General features: G+C 71.5%; 14 protein-coding genes. 5 read left to right on the top strand and 9 right to left on the bottom strand.

Features of this window, described 5'->3' with window-relative positions; genetic code table 11:
- Positions 1-165: 165 nt before the first annotated feature.
- The gene (locus tag OG707_RS33005) at positions 166-1,623 is read left to right on the top strand and encodes a catalase (RefSeq protein WP_329124888.1); all 1,458 of its coding nucleotides are present in this window, start codon (positions 166-168) and stop codon (positions 1,621-1,623) included.
- A gap of 315 nt (positions 1,624-1,938) precedes the next feature.
- Here OG707_RS33005 and OG707_RS33000 read toward each other — a convergent pair whose 3' ends face one another.
- On the bottom strand, positions 1,939-2,406 hold the full coding sequence (locus OG707_RS33000; RefSeq protein WP_329124886.1) for a GNAT family N-acetyltransferase: 468 nt from the start codon (positions 2,404-2,406) through the stop codon (positions 1,939-1,941).
- Between the two features lie 42 nt (positions 2,407-2,448).
- On the opposite strand from OG707_RS33000, the gene OG707_RS32995 reads away from it, so the two are divergent.
- A complete protein-coding gene (locus OG707_RS32995; RefSeq protein ID WP_329124884.1) occupies positions 2,449-3,294 on the top strand; it encodes an acyl-CoA thioester hydrolase/BAAT C-terminal domain-containing protein in 846 nt (281 codons plus the stop codon).
- On the opposite strand, the gene OG707_RS32990 is transcribed toward OG707_RS32995, so the two are convergent.
- Both OG707_RS32990 and OG707_RS32985 read right to left on the bottom strand, forming a co-directional pair.
- Complete coding sequence (locus tag OG707_RS32990; protein WP_329124882.1) at positions 3,291-4,031, bottom strand: class I SAM-dependent DNA methyltransferase; 741 nt, start codon at positions 4,029-4,031, stop codon at positions 3,291-3,293. The two genes, OG707_RS32995 and OG707_RS32990, sit on opposite strands and share 4 nt — an antisense overlap.
- A gap of 43 nt (positions 4,032-4,074) precedes the next feature.
- The gene (locus tag OG707_RS32985) at positions 4,075-6,435 is read right to left on the bottom strand and encodes a glycoside hydrolase family 5 protein (protein WP_329124880.1); all 2,361 of its coding nucleotides are present in this window, start codon (positions 6,433-6,435) and stop codon (positions 4,075-4,077) included.
- A gap of 171 nt (positions 6,436-6,606) precedes the next feature.
- Between OG707_RS32985 and OG707_RS32980 the strand changes: the two genes are divergently transcribed.
- Positions 6,607-7,176, top strand: coding sequence for a TIGR04222 domain-containing membrane protein (locus OG707_RS32980; RefSeq protein WP_329124877.1), 570 nt, complete (start codon positions 6,607-6,609; stop codon positions 7,174-7,176).
- 64 nt (positions 7,177-7,240) lie between these two features.
- On the opposite strand, the gene gcl is transcribed toward OG707_RS32980, so the two are convergent.
- Positions 7,241-9,031, bottom strand: a complete 1,791-nt coding sequence (gene gcl, locus OG707_RS32975; protein ID WP_329124875.1) for a glyoxylate carboligase — start codon at positions 9,029-9,031, stop codon at positions 7,241-7,243.
- A gap of 198 nt (positions 9,032-9,229) precedes the next feature.
- Between gcl and OG707_RS32970 the strand changes: the two genes are divergently transcribed.
- Together OG707_RS32970 and OG707_RS32965 are read left to right on the top strand one after the other, a co-directional pair.
- A complete protein-coding gene (locus OG707_RS32970; protein ID WP_329124873.1) occupies positions 9,230-9,982 on the top strand; it encodes a hypothetical protein in 753 nt (250 codons plus the stop codon).
- A gap of 5 nt (positions 9,983-9,987) precedes the next feature.
- Positions 9,988-10,647, top strand: coding sequence for a phosphatase PAP2 family protein (locus OG707_RS32965; RefSeq protein ID WP_329124872.1), 660 nt, complete (start codon positions 9,988-9,990; stop codon positions 10,645-10,647).
- A 7-nt stretch (positions 10,648-10,654) separates the two neighbouring features.
- Here the strand turns inward: OG707_RS32965 and OG707_RS32960 are convergent, their stop codons facing one another.
- The 5 genes from OG707_RS32960 to OG707_RS32940 are packed head-to-tail and all read right to left on the bottom strand — an operon-like array spanning position 10,655 to position 15,977.
- Positions 10,655-11,968 (bottom strand): glutamate-1-semialdehyde 2,1-aminomutase, encoded by a 1,314-nt coding sequence (locus tag OG707_RS32960; protein WP_329124870.1) that lies wholly within the window; start codon positions 11,966-11,968, stop codon positions 10,655-10,657.
- 7 nt (positions 11,969-11,975) lie between these two features.
- The gene (gene rfbC / locus OG707_RS32955; RefSeq protein WP_329124868.1) at positions 11,976-12,533 is read right to left on the bottom strand and encodes a dTDP-4-dehydrorhamnose 3,5-epimerase; all 558 of its coding nucleotides are present in this window, start codon (positions 12,531-12,533) and stop codon (positions 11,976-11,978) included.
- Positions 12,530-13,753: a polysaccharide pyruvyl transferase family protein gene (locus tag OG707_RS32950; RefSeq protein WP_329124866.1), complete on the bottom strand. Its 1,224-nt coding sequence runs from the start codon at positions 13,751-13,753 to the stop codon at positions 12,530-12,532. The genes rfbC and OG707_RS32950 overlap by 4 nt, the downstream gene beginning before the upstream one ends.
- Positions 13,750-14,697 (bottom strand): glycosyltransferase family 2 protein, encoded by a 948-nt coding sequence (locus OG707_RS32945; RefSeq protein WP_329124864.1) that lies wholly within the window; start codon positions 14,695-14,697, stop codon positions 13,750-13,752. The genes OG707_RS32950 and OG707_RS32945 overlap by 4 nt, the downstream gene beginning before the upstream one ends.
- A complete protein-coding gene (locus OG707_RS32940) occupies positions 14,694-15,977 on the bottom strand; it encodes a hypothetical protein (RefSeq protein WP_329124862.1) in 1,284 nt (427 codons plus the stop codon). The genes OG707_RS32945 and OG707_RS32940 overlap by 4 nt, the downstream gene beginning before the upstream one ends.
- Position 15,978 lies beyond the last annotated feature (1 nt).

The raw sequence follows: 15,978 nt of genomic DNA, 5'->3' as shown, positions 1-15,978 counted from the left end.
ACCTGTCCTGTCGCGCCCAGGCGTCGCCGCCGCCCGGAACACCACACGCAACTCAAACGACCAGCACTTTCAACAAACTGTTGACGTGACGTTCGAAGCGAATTTACGCTCCTCGCACCCCACCCGTCACCCAGCCGTCAGCAGATCCCGCACGGAAGGTCCACGATGTCGAAGCGCGTGCTTACGACCGAGTCAGGCGCCCCGGTCGCCGACAACCAGAACTCCGCATCCGCCGGCCTCGGTGGACCGCTGCTCCTCCAGGACCAGCACCTGCTGGAGAAGCTCGCCCGGTTCAACCGCGAGCGCATCCCGGAGCGCGTCGTCCACGCACGCGGCTCCGGCGCCTACGGCTACTTCGAGGTGACGGACGACGTCACCGGCTTCACCCACGCCGACTTCCTCTCCACCGTCGGCAAGCGCACCGAGACGTTCATCCGCTTCTCGACCGTGGCCGACTCGCTCGGCGGCGCGGACGCGGTCCGCGACCCGCGCGGCTTCGCGCTGAAGTTCTACACCGAGCAGGGCAACTACGACCTGGTCGGCAACAACACCCCGGTGTTCTTCATCAAGGACCCGATCAAGTTCCCCGACTTCATCCACTCCCAGAAGCGCGACCCCTTCACGGGCAAGCAGGAGGCGGACAACGTCTGGGACTTCTGGGCGCACGCGCCGGAAGCCACGCACCAGATCACCTGGCTGATGGGCGACCGCGGCATCCCCGCCTCGTACCGCCACATGAACGGCTACGGCTCGCACACCTACCAGTGGACGAACGCCGAGGGCGAGGCCTTCTTCGTCAAGTACCACTTCAAGACGAACCAGGGCATCCGCTGCCTCTCCGCCGAGCAGGGCGCCGAGCTCGCGGGCAAGGACGCCAACTCCCACCAGACGGACCTGCTGCAGGCCATCGAGCGGGGCGTCAACCCGTCCTGGACCCTGTACGTCCAGGTCATGCCGGCGGCCGAGGCGGCCGACTACCGCTTCAACCCCTTCGACCTGACGAAGATCTGGCCGCACAGCGACTACCCGCTGCAGCGCGTGGGGCGCCTGGTCCTGGACCGCAACCCCAACAACGTCTTCGCCGAGGTCGAGCAGGCCGCGTTCTCCCCGAACAACTTCGTTCCGGGCATCGGTCCTTCGCCGGACAAGATGCTGCAGGGCCGCCTCTTCGCGTACGCCGACGCGCAGCGCTACCGGGTGGGCATCAACCACACCCAGCTGCCGGTCAACGCCCCCAAGGCGACGGTCGCTTCGAACTACGGCCGCGACGGTGCGATGGCGACGCGCAACGGCGGTCGCAGCGAGAAGAACTACGAGCCCAACTCCTACCAGGGCCCGTCCCAGACGGACGCGGCGCTCTCCGCCCCGTACGCCCTCACCGGCTGGACCGGCACCTACGCCGCCCCCGCCCACGTCAAGGACGACGACTTCTTCCAGGCGGGCGAGCTCTACCGTCTGATGTCGGACGACGAGAAGTCCCGACTGATCGCCAACATCGCCGGCGGCCTCTCGCAGGTCACCCGCGACGACGTGATCGAGAAGAACCTGGCCCACTTCCACGCAGCCGACGCCGAGTACGGCAAGCGCGTGGAGGAGGCGGTCCGCGCCCTGCGCGAGGACTAGCACCCAGACCGCGACGGTGACCTGACGGGAGGTCAAGTCACCGCCGCAGTCCGGACCTTCGGCCCGATGAGGGGTGGCCGGCGGTACGGACGTGCCTGAGGGCCGCGGCGGTGCCGCGATGCCAGTGCGGTGGTCAAGGCCACCGGGTCCGTCCCTGACCTGAAGGAACGAACCCGGCCGGGCCAATCGCCCCGCCGCGGCCCCAGCCATACCCATGAACTCCGCCCGGCGACATGAATGTCCTGTCGCGCCCAGCCTCATGTCGCCGGGCGGCACCAACTCCCCTTTGACCCAGGCCCGCGGGCCTGGGTCATGTTATTTGCCGCGCTCCCAGCGCAGCGTCATGTCGGGCAGGTTCTCCATGTTGCGGCTGCCGTCGTTGGTGTCGAGGACCATGAAACCGTGGCGCTCGTAGAAGGCGCGGGCGTCGGTGTTCTGCTGGAAGACGTGGAGGCGCACCCCGCGCGGGCTGTGCGCCCTGACCTCGTCGAGGAGCAGCGTGCCGATGCCCTGGCGGCGGACGTCTGGGCGCAGATACAGGTGGTCGAGCATGTCTCCGTCGAGGGCCGCGTAACCGAGCACCTCGTCGCCCCGTACGGCGACCCAGACCCGGCACTCCTGGAGCAGCACCTCCCGCGCCCAGCGGACGACCTCCTCGTGGGTGCGCTTCTGCGGCGGCAGATACGGCATGGTCTGCGCCCGCGACGCCTGGTGGACGGTCGCGATCGCCTCGGCGTCCGCCGCACGCGCGGGCCGCACCTCTGCCGTACTGTCTGCACTCATCCCGCGAACCTACAAGGCTGAACACCGGGGGTACGACGGTTTATGGAGATCGTGGAGCAGAGGCTCACCACCCCGTGGGAAGGGTTCCTGGCCGCACCCGCGCAGGGCAGTGACGCCGGGGTGCTCGTACTTTCCGGGTCCAGTGGGCGAGTTGAGGTCGAGCGGTGCCGGGTGCTGGCCGGGGAAGGCGTCATCGCGCTGTCCGTACGGTGGTTCGGGGGGCCCGGGCAGGCTCCGGGGATCTGCGAGATTCCGTTGGAGACCTTTGGCGCCGCGACCGACCGGCTCCGGGCGGCGGGGGCGCGGCGCATCAGTGTTCTGGGGACCTCCAAAGGGGCCGAAGCCGCACTGCTGTGGGGGGTTTTCGACGAGCGGGTCGATGCGGTGGTCGCCCTCTCGCCCACGTCCCTGGTCTGGGGAAGTTTCGGACCGGGGCTCGACGGGCGCAGTGTTCCGTGCCGGTCGTCGTGGAGTTGGCAGGGGCGGGCGCTGCCGTTCGTTCCGTACGACGAGAGCTGGACGCGCACGGAGCCGGAGGGTGAACCCGTCTCCGTCCGTTCCTGGTACGAGCAGAGCCGCGAGGCCTACGCCCACCTCACCGACGCCGCCGCGATCCCCGTGGAGAAGGCCCGGGCCGAGGTGCTGCTCGTGGCCGGCGGGGACGACGCGATGTGGCCTTCGCTGCCGTATGCCGAGGAGTTGGCACTGCGGCGTCCTGTGCGACTCGTCAGCCGGCCGGACGCGGGGCATCGCATCCGACTGCCCGGGGAAAGCGCCCCGGCACCGTCCGCCGCGTTCGGGTACGGCGGTTCGCCCGCGGCCGATGCGGCGCTCGGGGCGGCGGCGTGGCCGCATCTGTTGCGGGCCGTGCGCGGCAAAACCTCTTAAGGCTTCTCCCAGACCGACACGTGCCGACGGCTTTCGCCGGTGAAGGGCTCCCGCTTCCATCCCTCCCACCGCTCACGCAGCCGCAGGCCTGCCAGCTGAGCCATCAGGTCGAGTTCCGACGGCCACACGTACCGGAACGGGATCGATCTGTACTCGCCCCGCCCGTCGACGACTTCGATGTAGTTCGACGTGGTCGCCTGGGTGGCGACGTCGTAGATGTCGAATGACCACCGCGTCTCGCCCACCCCGTACGGCACGACCGTCTGCCCGTAGGGAAGCCTGCGCAGTTCGGGGACCAGGACCTCGACGACGAAGCACCCGCCGGGTTCGAGGTGGGCCGCGGCATTGCGGAAGCAGGCCACTTGTGCCGCCTGTGTCGTGAGGTTCATGACGGTGTTGAAGAGCAGATACGCCAGGGAGAAGGGCCCCTCGTCCTCCGCTCGCGCCGTGGCGAAGTCGCCGATCGTCACGCCGATCGCAGCGCCGCCCGGCTTGGCGTGCAACCGGGACACCATTGCCCGTGACATGTCGATGCCGTGGACCGGAACCCCGCGACGGGTCAGCGGCAGTGCGATGCGCCCCGTACCGATGCCCAGTTCGAGGGCCCTTCCTCCGTCCGCCAGTTGGGCGAGGAAGTCGGCCGTCGTCTCCACAACATCCCGCTCGAACATGTCCGTTGACGATTCGTCGTACGTCGCCGCGACCCGTTCTCCGAAGTATCCGTCCGTATCGTCCATCGGCCGACCGTACTGCGGAGGCGTTCCGGCCGTGAAAGGATTTTCAGGCCGTCAGACGGTAGCGGCCGCCCGAGGCGCAGGCGGTGAGCCGCCAGCCGCCCGGGACTTGACGGAGTGTCAGGCCCGAGAGGCCCGAGGCCTGCGGGTGCGGGCGGGTCTCGCCCGGGAACCAGACGTCGAGCGTGCATCTGGCGCCCGTCCCGCCTGTCGGTGCCGTGCCCTCCAGTTGGAGTGTCGGCCCGTCCCCGCTCGCCGACAACCGGGTGAGCGAGCCAGGTGCCGCGCGCGGGTACGGGCGCGAGAGCAGTGCGGCCGTCGCCGGGTCGGGTGGCACGTCCTTGCCGGTGGCGCATACGACACCGACGACATTGCCCGTGTCGGTCGTGTCGCCGGCCGCCTGCGGGTCTCCGCACGCCTGCTTCCACACCCACACCGCGTCGCCTGCCAGCGCATCGTCCACCGCCTCGGCGAAACGCGCGGTCCTGGCGGCGTTCTGGCGTGTGGTGAACGGGAACCAGCCCCACTCCCCCACCCACAGCGGCATCCCGTAGACCTTCGCCTGCCGCTGGGCCAGCGCGAAGCCGCGCTCGATCGTGGTGAGGGTGATGCCGAGGTCCTGGTCCATGGTGATGGACTCGCTGTAGAGGTGCGGGGCGAAGACGGTGTAGCGGTCATCGGTGAAGCCGGGGGCGGGGGCGGCGTCGAAGCCGAGTCCGGACCACAGCACGCCGGGCTCCAGGAACGCCAGGTGCGGCAGACCGCCGGGGGTGTCCGACTCGGCGGCGCGGATGGCGTGCAGCGCGCGGTCGTAGTACCGGCCGAGGAGGGTGGAGGTGGTGGCCGGCGGGTCGTCGCCGAAGCCGGGCTCGTTGAGCAGGTCGTAGCCGGCGACGGCCGGATCGGCGGCGAAGGCGGCCGCGAGCCGCCCCCAGGTGCGGACGAGGGCGGTCTGGATGCCGTCGGTGTCGTGGAAGAAGTTGGTGACGGAGCGCTGTACGGCGGGCGTCAGGTCGCGGTCGAGGGACTGGCAGTGCGACTGCCCGTCGGGCAGCACGGCCCACTCCGGCGCCCCGTCGTAGCCGAGGACGGGGGACGTGCCCGAGGGGCAGCGGGTGCCGGGCGGGGCTGCCGAGTAGCGCGACCAGGCGTCCTGGTGCATGTCGAGGACGGTGTACATGCCGTGGTCGGCGGCGCGCGCCACGGCCTGGCGGACGAGGGCCAGATAGCCGGGGTCGAGCCGGCCGCGCACCGGTTCCAGGCGGGACCACGAGAGGTCCAGGCGTACGACGTCGAAGCCGAGCGCGGCCATGGAGGCGAAGTCGGCGTCGGTGAGCGGGCGGACGGGAGAGAGGCCGGGACGGGCGTTCGGGTCGGCGTCGTAGAGCTGGTTGACGTTGGCGCCGCGCAGGATGACCTGACGGCCGTTCACGTCGGAGATCGTACGGTTCCGTACGGTCAGGGCGGGCAGGGGGCGTGCGGCGGTGGCGCGGGCGGCGGCGGTGACGGGTGCCGTGCCGGGCAGCGGCCCGGAGGTGAGGGCGTACCCGGCGGGCCAGGCGAGCAGGGCGAGAGCGACGGCGGCGGCCAGGGCCGGGCGGAGCGGGAGGCGCGCCGCCAGGGGTATCGCCCAGCCGCAGGCGACTCCGAGGGAGATTCCGGCGCCGAGGTACAGCCCGAGGCCGACGACCCAGGCGAAGCCGCCGGCGGTCATGTCGTCCGCGACGTTCGCAACAGCCGCGCAGAGCCCGGCGAACGCGCCGCCGACGACGGCGGCGGGCCAGCCGGGCCAGGCACGCCGGAGCAGGAACCAGGTGGCTGCGCCGGCGGCGACCACGGTGAGCGCTGCGGCAGCGGCGCCGTGGACGGGGCCGCGGGCCAGGGCTGCGGCCGGGGAGCGGTCGAGGAGCAAGGGGGTGAGGAGCGGGGCCGCGACGGCGAAGGGGAGAGCGGCGGCGGTCAGCGGACGGGAGAGCGCGGCGCCGGGCTCCCCGTCGTCACGGCGCGGCCCGATCGCGGTGGCGGCCAGGGCGGGGACCCAGGCGAGCAGGGCGGTGCGTACGGCGGTCAGCCCGCAGGACCACAGCGCGACGCCCATGTCCCCTGTCTCCGCGAGGAGTTGGGCGAAGCGGGCCAGGGCGGCGGCAAGGACGGCGGTGGCCAGTACGCGGGTGAAGCGGGTGCCGAACCTCAGGACGCCCAGGTAGCAGGCGGCGGTGAGCACCGGCAGGAACACCACGAGCCCGGCGAGCGACCAGAGGCCCCGGACGGTGCCGGGGTGAAGGGTCGTCATGGACAGGGGGGCGAAGAGGCCGGTCGGGTCGAGAGCGGCCGCTCCGACGGCAGTCCCGGCCAGGAGGACTGCGGCACAGGCTGCGGCGAGGTGACGGCGGAGGGGCGCTGACATCCGGCGATCATAAGGTGGCACGTGTCACAAGTCGACGGGTCGACCGCCGGCCGACGGCCGTCGGATCAGCCCAACACCCCCGGCGTTCCTGAAGTTTCGCATCGAATCCTTCCCCGGGTGCTTGCGCGGTCCCCGCCACGGGGCGTACCCCTGCCCTAGGGGGTGGGCTTCATGACCGAGGGGTCAACACAGCTCAGCGCAGAGGAAGTCGGTCTCTTACAGGGCGGGCGGCGTTCGGCCGTCACCGTGGCCGTGGTGGCGCTGGCGTTGCGCGGGGCGATCACGCCGGGCAAGCCCGGCACACTGCAGACCTCGGGGGTGCCCAGTGGCGCCGACGGGGCCCTGGAGAAGGCCGTGCATGCCGCGCTGCACCGGCCGCTCGGACTGCGGGACCTGATGGACACGCCTCGGGTGCAGTCCGCGCTGGAGCAGGTGCAACAGCCGCTGGTCGAGGGCGGGTTGTGGCGTCAGCGCCTTCCGCACCGGACCCGGGCAGGACGGCATGCGGTGAAGGAGCTGATGGGGGAAGTCGTACTGCCCGAGGGGCCCCATGCGGCGCACGAGGTACGGGAGTCGGGATGGGAGGCGCGGGAGCAGCTGCTGGCCGTCGCGCTGTACGGGAATGCGGGGCTGGCCGCCGTCGTGCCGCATCTCGCCCGTGAGGGCGGGCTCACCGGACGGCTTCGGGGCGACTCCGGGGCGACCCCGTCCGGCGGGGGCGGAGGCGGCGGCATCGTGTGAGCGGGCGCGCAACGGCCCCCGCCCCGGCGCGAGTTGACGCCGGGGCGGGGGCCGTCCCCCCGCGTCAGGAAGCGGTGATCGGGATGATCGCCGTCGGGGCGTGGCCCGGCTCGGTGGCGATCTCCTCGAACTCCTTGACCGCGCTGATGTCTGCGGTCGGGCTCATCGCGATGTTGGTGATGCGCTCCAGGATCGCCTCGACGACGACCGGGACGCGGTACTCGGCGGCCAGCTTCTTGGCCTCCTCGAACGCGGGGAGCAGCTGGTCGGGCTCGGTGACCCGGATCGCCTTGCAGCCGAGACCCTCGACGACCTTGACGTGGTCGACGCCGTAGACGCCCAGCTCGGGAGCGTTGATGTTCTCGAACTCCAGGTTGACCTGGAAGTTGATGTCCAGGCCGATCTGGGACTGGCGGATCAGGCCCAAGTAGGCGTTGTTCACCAGGACATGGACGTACGGGATCCTGTGCTGCGCGCCGACCGCCAGCTCCTCCAGCATGAACTGGAAGTCGTAGTCCCCCGACAGCGCGACCACCGGGGTCTCGGGGTCGGCGGTCGCGGCGCCGAGCGCGGCCGGGATGGTCCAGCCGAGCGGGCCCGCCTGGCCGCAGTTGATCCAGTGGCGCGGCTTGTAGACGTGCAGCATCTGCGCGCCGGCGATCTGGGAGAGGCCGATGGTGGTGACGTAGCGCGTCTCCGGGCCGAAGGCCTTGTTCATCTCCTCGTAGACGCGCTGCGGCTTCATCGGCACGTTGTCGAAGTGCGTACGGCGGTGCAGCGAGCCCTTGCGCTCCAGGTGGGACGCGACCCAGGCGGAGCGGTCGGGCAGCTTGCCCTCGGCCTTGAGCTCCTTGGCGATCTCGACGAAGAGCTCGAGGGCGGCCTTGGCGTCGGAGGCGATGCCGTAGTCCGGGGCGAAGATCCTGCCGAGCTGGGTCGGCTCGATGTCGACGTGCACGAACTTGCGGTCCTTGGTGTACACGTCCAGCTTGTAGCCGGTGTGACGGTTGGCCCAGCGGTTGCCGATGCCGAGGACGAAGTCCGACTCCAGGAACGTGGCGTTGCCGTACCGGGTGCCGGTCTGCTGGCCGACCATGCCGGCGTTCAGCTCGTGGTCGTCCGGGATGGAGCCCCAGCCCATGAGGGTGGGAACGACCGGGGTGTCGGTCAGTTCGGCGAACTCGACCAGCAGGTCGGAGGCGTCGGCGTTGAAGATGCCGCCGCCCGCGATGATCAGCGGGCGCTCGGACTCGAGGAGGAACCGGATGGCCTTCTCGGCCTGGGCGCGGGTCGCCTTCGGCTTGTAGACGGGCAGCGGCTCGTACGTCTCAGGGTCGAACTCGATCTCGGTCAGCTGGACATCGATCGGCAGGTCGATGAGGACGGGTCCGGGACGGCCCGAGCGCATCAGGTGGAACGCCTGCTGGAAGACGCCGGGGACCTGCGCGGCCTCCAGGACGGTGGTCGCCGCCTTGGTGACGGGCTTGGCGATCGAGGCGATGTCGACGGCCTGGAAGTCCTCCTTGTGGAGGTAGGCGACCGGCGCCTGGCCCGTGATGCAGAGGATCGGGATCGAGTCGGCGATCGCCGAGTAGAGACCGGTGATCATGTCGGTGCCCGCGGGGCCCGAGGTGCCGATGCAGACGCCGATGTTCCCGGCGTTGGCACGGGTGTACCCCTCGGCCATGTGCGAGGCGCCCTCGACGTGGCGGGCGAGGGTGTGGTCGATGCCGCCGCCGGCCTTGAGGGCCGCGTAGAACGGGTTGATCGCCGCTCCCGGCACGCCGAACGCGTTGGTGACGCCTTCGCGCTTGAGGATCTCAACTGCCGCTCGGGCAGCGGTCATACGAGGCATTGAGTTCTCCTGCTCGGCCTGTCGGAGTGGGCCTCCTGTCGCGCCAACCTGAGATCGCCCATTTCCGTATTGCGGAATTTCAGTTCTGCTATACGGAAGCAATCTAGGAGCTGACCGCTCGGCCGTCAAGAGACATCCGTGCGACCGGATCCCCGAAGTCCCTCCCCGGGGCCTCGCTCCTGGTGGACGATGGACCCCATGGGAGAGGGCCCGAAGGAGAACCTGACAGCGACGACCGTGCAGGTGCACTGCCCGGCCTGCCGCCGCGAGCACAGCTATGCGGCGCCCGTCTACCCCTGTGCCTGCGGGGCCCCTGTCGCGCCGCCGCTCACCCAGGGCGCTCCCCCGCAGCCGATCCTCCATCGCACCTGGTCGGAGGCGTGGGTCGAGGTCCGCTGCACGGCCTGCGGGCGCCAGGACCACTGGCCGCAGCCGGAGCTGGGCTGCGGTTGCGGCACGGTGCTGCGGATCCCGGTCGAGCCGGTACGCACCGAAGCCGCACCCCCGCCATCGCCGGCCCCCGCCCACATACCGCTGCCCCGCACGGCCACCCCGCCCCGGCCCGCCTTCCACCCGGAGCCCGTCCGTACCGCGCACGACGCCGTCACCGCGGCCGCGCACTATCTGACCTGGCTGGGCTTCAGGGACGTCACGGCGACCGACCTGCCGGGCCGGCGCCCCGCCACGGGCATCGACGTACGCGGCCGCGGCCTGATCGCCACGGTCGATCCGCCCGGCGCCCTGCCGGCCGCGCTCCGCGACATCGAATGCCTCTGGCTGCACGGACTGAGCTCCTCGGTCCGCGCCGTCTACTTCGCCCCGGCCGGATTCACCGACGACGCCCTGGCCCGCGCCGAGGAACTGCACATCCCCCTCTTCGTCCTGGACCCGGCGGGCACCCCCCGGCCGGGCAACGGACCTGCCGACGAACTCGTCGGCACGGGCGCCTGAACGCGGTGGGCGGCGGCGGTACGACGCGCTCCGCGCTGCCCCCGTCGCTGCGCCGCGGGATCGGGATCGCCGCGGCCCTCGCCGCGCTCGTGGTCGTCGTACTCGGAGTGCTGTACGCGGGTCACGGCGAGCCCGGCAGGGTGGACCGGTGGATCGTCGATCCGACGGCGGACAGCGTGGGATCCCCGTGGCGGCGCGTGGCGCTGGCCCTCGACTTCCTGGGAGAACCCGCAGGAGCGGCAGCGCTGCTCGTGGCCGCCGTGACGGGCTGCCTCCTGCTGCGGCACCCGCGCGCGGCGGTGCTCGTCGTCGCCGGTGCCGGCCTGTCCACGGCCGTCACGACGGTGCTCAAGCACATGGTCGGACGCACCATCCACGGCGAGAGCAATCTGTCCTACCCGAGCGGGCACACCACCTTCGCCACCGCGATGGCCCTCGCGGTGGCGCTCCCGGCGACCGGCAGGATCGGCCTGGGCAGGGCGGCCGGCACGTCATGCGTACTCGCCGCGGCGCTGGTGGCCGGCGCCGCGATGGGATGGGCGGAGGTCGCCCTGGGCGCGCACTACGCGACCGACGTCCTCGGCGGCTGGTGCACCGCGCTGGCGGTGGTCCCGGCGACCGCGTGGCTGATCGACCGGCTCGCCGGGAGGAGAGCCGGCCGCTGACGTCATGTCATACGAGGCGGCGGAACACGGGCTTCACCGGCCTCCCGCCCTGCCAGGCCGAGGGGTCACCGGCGTCCAGCGCCTTCCGGTACACCGCGCACGCCTGCGCCACCACGTCGACGGTGTGGTCGATGTCGGCGTCGGTGAGGGCGCTGCTCACCACGAGCGACGGGGCCAGCACCCCGCCCGCGAGGAGCTGACGCAGGAACAGGGTGCGGTACTCCTGCGACGGCAGGCCGCTCTCGTCCAGCGTGGCATAGACGAGGTTGCTGGCCCGGCCCCGTACGAGGACGTGGTCGCTGACGCCCGCATCCACCGCCGCGCCGCGGACACCGGCGGCCAACTTCTCGCCGAGGGTGTGCAGTTGAGCGGTGACGCCCTCCTCGGCGTAGGTGGTGAGCACGGCCGTCGCGGCTGCCAGGGAGTGCGTCTCCGCGCCGTGCGTGGTGGACAGCAGGAACACCCGGTCGCCGGAGTGGCGCAGCCCGCCCTGCTCCATCAGCTCCCGGCGCCCGGCCAGCGCGGACACGGCGAACCCGTTGCCCAGCGCCTTGCCGAACGTGGAGAGGTCGGGCACGACTCCGTACAGGCCCTGAGCGCCCGCCTCCGACCAGCGCAGACCGGTGATCATCTCGTCGAAGATCAGTACGCAGCCGTGCCGGTCGGCGAGTTCGCGCAGGCCGGCGAGGTAGTCGGGAGGGCCGGTGGGTTCGACGATCAGGCAGGCGACGTCGTCCGGGTACCGGTCGAGCAGTTCCTCCGTCGCGGCCAGGTCCCCGTACGGGAACGACACCGTGAGCTCGGTGATCGCCTGCGGAATGCCGGCGGACATCGGTGTGGTGGCGATGAACCAGTCGTCGACGGAGAAGAACGGCTGGTCGCTGCAGACCGCCACCCGCGGACGCCCGGTGGCGGCGCGGGCGAGGCGGACCGCGGCGGTGGTGACGTCGGAGCCGTTCTTCGCGAACTTCACCATGTCGGCGGTCGGCACGGTGGCGAGGAAGCGTTCCGCGGCCTCGACCTCCAGGACGGACGGCCGGACGAAGTTGCCGCCCCGGTCGATCTCCCGGCGCGCCGCCTCGGTCACGCGGGGGTGCGCGTGACCGAGGCTGACCGACCGCAGACCGGAGCCGTACTCGATGTAGCGGTTGCCGTCGACGTCCCACACGTGGGCGCCGCGGCCGTGGCTGATGACCGGGGCCAGGTGCTCGGGGTACTGGTCGTCGCCCTTGGCGTAGGTGTGCGCGCCTCCGGGGATCAGGGCGTGCAGACGCTCGTTCGCCGCCCGCGACCTGGGGAGTTGGAACTCTTCGGTGCCCATGCCCACATCACCGCTTCCCCGGGAGATCCTGCAGTACCTCGGCGAGGCTCGGTGCCTTCCGGTCCCGCTCGGACACCGAAGTGACCGGCAGCGGCCAGGGGACGGCCAGTTCCGGGTCGTCGAAGGCGATCGTCACGTCCTCGGCCGGGTCGTGCGGGCGGTCGATCCGGTACGAGGTGTCCGCGGTTTCGGTCAGCGCCTGGAAGCCGTGCGCGCACCCCGCGGGGATGTAGAGGGTCGTCTGCGTCTCGCCGGACAGCTCGAAGGTGGCCACGTTGCGGAAGGTCGGCGATCCGTGCCGCAGGTCCACGACGACGTCGAAGACCTTCCCGTACGAGCACCGCACCAGCTTGGCCTCGCCCTTGCCGGAGCGCAGATGCAGGCCGCGGAGCACGCCGCGGACCGAGCGGGACAGGCTGTCCTGGACGAAGGCGTGCGGGTCGAGTCCCACCGAGCGGATCACGTCGGCGTCGAAGGTGCGGCTGAAGATGCCGCGCTCGTCGGCGTAGGGGGTGGGCTCGAAGAGGAACGCCCCGGAGATCTCCGGGACTTCGGTTGCTTTCATGGACTCTCCTGGCGTGCACGGTTCCGGGCGCGGGTCAGGTCGCCCGTCGTGAAAAGGGTTGCGGTCAACTCGGCGAACTGGACGGCGAGTTGCTGTGCTGCGGTCTCGTTCCTCTCGGCGAGGATCCGGCGCAGCTCGGCCGAGTGCTTCTCCAGCGCCCGGAATTGTTCGAGCAGCCGGTCGGCGTCGGCCTCGCGCGCAGGGTGAACGTACGCACCGAGCCCCATCCGTTCCATGAGCGCGTCGCTCTTCGCCGCATAGCTGAGGGCGAGGACGGGTGTGCCGGTCTTCAGCGCGCAGATCAGGTTGTGGTAGCGGACCGCCACCACGCTGTCGGCGGCCGCCATCTCCTTCATCAGGTCGGCCAGCGAGGCCGGTTGGGCGGCCGTGACGAGGGGTGAGTCCACCGCGTCGAGGATCGCGGCGACCACCGCCTCGTCGCACCGGTCGCCGGTGAGCAGCCGGACCGGTCTGCCTTCCTCGGCGAGTGTGCGGACGAACCGGATCGTCGCGTCGAGGTAGCGCCGGTAGATCTCCTCGGACCTGGCGCGGTCGTCGTTGCTCCCGTGGAAGTCCATGACACCGACGCAGACGATGCCCGCGGGCTCGACCGGCGGAGGTGTCGGCAGGGCGAACGCGAGGTCCGGGTAGACCTCGTCGCGCGCGGTGTCCACGCCCATGGCCCGCATCGCGTCACGGGACTGGGTGTCCCGGTACGAGCGGTAGGCGGCGAGCCGCGCCGACCAGCGCACCAGGGCCCGGGTCGGCCGGTTGCGGATCGGGGCGGCGCCGACGCCGACCAGGGCGACCCGGGTACGCAGCAGCCGGCCGCTCGCGCAGAGCAGGAAGAGCGCGTACGGAAAGCCCCACGGCCGCAGCGGCAGGGTGGCCTCCAGGACGCCCATCCCCGGCACGATCACCACGTCGTGCCGGCGCACCCAGGCGGCGGTGCGGAAGGCGTCGACGATTTTGCCCGCGCCCTTCGCCGCGACCGCGCCCGCACGGGACGCGGTCCGGTACTCCGCGCGGTTCCAGTGCATCCGTGTCGCGGGGATCCCGAACCGGGCCGTGACGGATTCGGGGCCGCCGCACAGTGCGTCCACGACCGCGTCCGGGTGCTCGGCGCGGAGATAGCCGAGCACGGCTTCGAGCGAGCCGTCGTTGCCGAGGTTGCCGGACCCGAGCAGGCCGAACACCCCGACTCGTAAGGAGGTTGTCATGCCCGACGCCCTTCCCGGCCGGCAACGAGGTCGTCGAGGGATATGTCGAGCCCGCCCGGACCGACCGGGGCGCGGTCCTCGACGCGTTCGCCGGCGCCCGGCCTGGTCCGGCTGGTCAGCCATGCGGCGAGGTGGCGGTAGCAGGCGCGCTTGTCGGCCGGGGACAGCGGCGCCCTGCGGATCGCCGAGGCGAAGCCCCAGACGTACTCGGCGAGCAGCCGGGGCGTCGGGTGCAGCGCGCCGGCCCGGCGCGGGTCGAGGTTGATGCACCGGGCGCGCTTGGACGGGTTGGCCCGCTCGGCGCGGGTGGGGTGGTCGCGGCGGAAGTAGAGCAGCTCGGGCACCTGGTAGAAGGGGCCGTGCAGGGTGATCTCGGCGACGTACGTACGGTCCGCGTGGTGGTAGCTGTCCATCGGCTTCACACGGCGCAGCCTCTCGGTGCGCATCACCCCGTAGAAGTCGTCGCCGCCGGGCTCGAACAGCAGGCTGCGGAAGCGCTCGGGGGCGCTCGGGGAGTCGGTGGCGAGCCCGTACTCGTAGGGGACCTTCACCTTTCCTTCGCCGTCGATGACCGCCTGGTCGGTGTGCGCGAGGATCAGCTCGGGCCGCTCGTCCAGCGCCTGGACACAGCGCTGGAGCAGGTCGCGGCCGTACAGGTCGTCGTGCGAAGCCCACTTGAAGAGTTCGCCGCGCGCCCCGGTGAGCACCCGGTTGTGGTTGGGCGTGGCACCGATGTTGCGGGGCAGCCGCTCGTAGCGGATGCGGGTGTCCGCGGCGGCGTAGCTGCGGCAGATGTCCTGGGTCCCGTCGGTCGAGGCGTTGTCGGAGATGACCAGTTCGAAGTCCTCGTAGGTCTGGCCGAGCAGGGCCTCGAGGGACTCGGCCAGGTACTCGTCGCCGTTGTAGACGGGCAGGCCGATGGTCAGTCTGGGGTGGGGGGTCATGTCGTCCTCACTTCGGGAAAAGAGTGCTGGCGCTCGCGCAGGGCGGAGCGCAGGTGGAGCCACCACACGGCCGAGCCGCACAACGTCGCGGTGGCGACGCCCCAGGCCGAGCCGACGGTGCCGGCGAAGACCGCACCGCCGAGTCCGCCGGTGACGTAACAGGCGGAGGAGAAGAGCTGCGAGCGCAGACTGCGCCGGGCCGCGCCGAGTGCGCGCAGGCCGGCCGCCGCGCCGGTTCCGAGGCCGGCACCCGCGACGCTGAGGGTGATCGGCACGATGAGCTGTGAGGCGGAGGGCCAGACATGGCCGAGGACGAGTTCGCCGATCCGGTCCGGCATCAGGAGGAGAGCCCCGCCCCACAGGAGCGCGGCGCCCGCCTGGCCGCCGCCGAGACAGAGACAGAACCTGCCGAGTCGGTGCGGGGCCCGCCGCAGGACCCTGGCCGCTTCCGGGACGGTGACCAGGGAGAGACCCATGAGTACGGCGAGGAACGGCCCGGTCAGGAGTTCCGCGCCGCGTACCGCGCCGACCGCGCCGACCCCGACGATCGCGCCGAGGCCATAGGCGCGCAGCTGGCTGGCGCCGCTGAGGCTGACGTTCTCGACGAGGTACCGGTAGCCGAGGTCGCGCTGTTCGCGCAGCCATGCGCGCGCCTGGGTCACCCGGGGCAGGATGCCGGACTGGACGTAGCCGTACACCGCGGCGACCGTGGCGGAGGCGCCCCAGGCGAGGACGAACGCGGCCACGCTGTTCATACGGTCCGCCACGACCATGGCGGGGACGAGCGCGACGCCCCACACGACGTCGTTGACGAACGCCTTCCGCCCGGCGCCGGCGGCGAAGAACGAGAATCGCCAGGCGTCCTGCAGCAGCAGCCCCGGCAGCATGACACCGAGGCAGGCGAACGCGGGCCCCATCCGGCCGCCGAGCGCGAGCCCGGCCGCCAGACAGACCACGCCGATGGTGGTGCCGACGCCGAGTGCGGTGCCCGTCGACCGGGCCACCGCCTTGCGCCAGTTCGCTTCGGGCACGCCGCTGAAGCGGACCACGAGCGGGTCGGTGGCCAGGCCCCGGGAGATGTTGAGCACCACGCCGTAGGTCACCCAGGCGAGGCTGAACACGCCGAACGCGGTCACCCCGAGCGAGCGGGCCACATAGACGCCCACCGCGAAGTTGGACATGCTGGAGGCCGCCTGGTCGGCGAGCCCCCAGGACAGCCGGCCGACGAGGGCCCGCGTGGCGGAGCGGGCCGGTCTCGTCTTCTCCTCCTCGGTGGTCATC

It is taken from the genome of Streptomyces sp. NBC_01465, assembly GCF_036227325.1.
GTDB lineage: Bacteria > Actinomycetota > Actinomycetes > Streptomycetales > Streptomycetaceae > Streptomyces.
This window is presented reverse-complemented; position numbering and strand designations above follow the sequence as displayed.